Consider the following 1,264-nt stretch of genomic DNA (forward strand, 5'->3'; position numbering starts at 1 on the left):
GGTCGGTGCCCCGCCGGACGACTTCAACCAGCTCGGCCAGGACTGGGGCCTCGCCGCGTGGCGTCCGGACCGGCTCGCCGCCACCGGCTACGCCGCCTACCGGGACATGCTGCGCCGGGCTCTGCGGCACGCCGGTGGCCTGCGGGTCGATCACGTCGCCGGCCTGTGGCGACTGTGGTGGGTGCCGCCGGGCGGCGGCGCGGCCGAGGGCACCTACGTGCGCTACGACGCCGAGGCGATGCTCGGCATCCTCGCGCTGGAGGCGCACCGGGCCGGCGCGGTGGTGGTCGGCGAGGATCTCGGCACCGTCCAACCGGCGGTGACCCGAGGGTTGCGGGGGCGCAACATGCTCGGCTCGACAGTGCTGTGGTTCGCCCGCGACGACAACGGTGACTTCGTCCCACCGGCCCGGTGGCCGCGCAACGCCCTCGCCACGATCTCCACCCACGACCTGCCCACCGCACCGGGCTTCCTCACCGGTGAGCACGTGCGGGTGCGCGACGAGTTGAAACTGCTCGGCACCGACGTGGCGGTGGAGCGGGCCCGCGCCGCCGCCGACCGCGACCGGCTGCTCACGATGCTGCGCACCGAGAACCTGCTGCCGACACCGACACCGACACCGACACCGACGCCGACCGTCGACCCGGCACGGCCCGACGCGCCAGCGACACCCGACGACGGCGAGGTGGTGGTGTCGATGCACGCCGCGCTCGCGGCCAGCCCGACCCGGCTGCTCGGCGTCTCCCTCTACGACGTGCTGGGCGAGGTGCGCCAACCCAACATGCCGGGCACGGTGGACGAGTACCCGAACTGGCGGCTGCCGCTGCCGGCCAGCGTGGCGCAGATCCGCGAAGATCCCCGGGTGAGGCGGATCGCCGACCTGCTCAGCGCCGCCCGCCCACGAGCGGCCGACCCGCCGCCGCCGCGTGACGCCGTCGGTCAGGTCAGCCAGTCGAAGCGGGCCGGCAGCCCGAGGAAGTCGGCGTAGCGCCCGAGCGCCTGCTCCACCCGGGCCCGCGCGGCGACGTCCAGCGGCGTGAGCGGCCGGACGGTCACGGTGACCCCGGTGCGGGTGATCTTGCGCTTCCACACGCCGACCACCCGACCGGCGCGCACCACTGTGGCCTGGAAGATGCCGTTGTTGCCCGGCACCACCGCCGCCTGGTGGGCGGGGTCGAGCATCAACGTGCGGTCCCGGAAGCCGAGCAGGTACTCGTCGAAACCGGGCAACGCCAGCACGTCGTCCGCCGTGGTGCGCGGGGCG

At 74.7% G+C, this 1,264-nt stretch carries 2 protein-coding genes; one reads left to right on the plus strand and one right to left on the minus strand.

The window, feature by feature from the left end; translation table 11 throughout:
- The coding region (locus tag KBX53_RS33380) for a 4-alpha-glucanotransferase (protein WP_247676587.1) at window positions 1-988 on the plus strand (988 nt) is incomplete at its 5' end.
- Here KBX53_RS33380 and KBX53_RS33385 read toward each other — a convergent pair.
- Window positions 940-1,264, minus strand: a 325-nt coding sequence (locus tag KBX53_RS33385) for a crosslink repair DNA glycosylase YcaQ family protein (protein ID WP_210863843.1), incomplete at its 5' end; no start/stop codon positions are given. The genes KBX53_RS33380 and KBX53_RS33385 overlap by 49 nt on opposite strands.

Source organism: Micromonospora sp. M51, from assembly GCF_018070305.1.
Taxonomy (GTDB): Bacteria; Actinomycetota; Actinomycetes; order Mycobacteriales; family Micromonosporaceae; genus Micromonospora; species Micromonospora parva.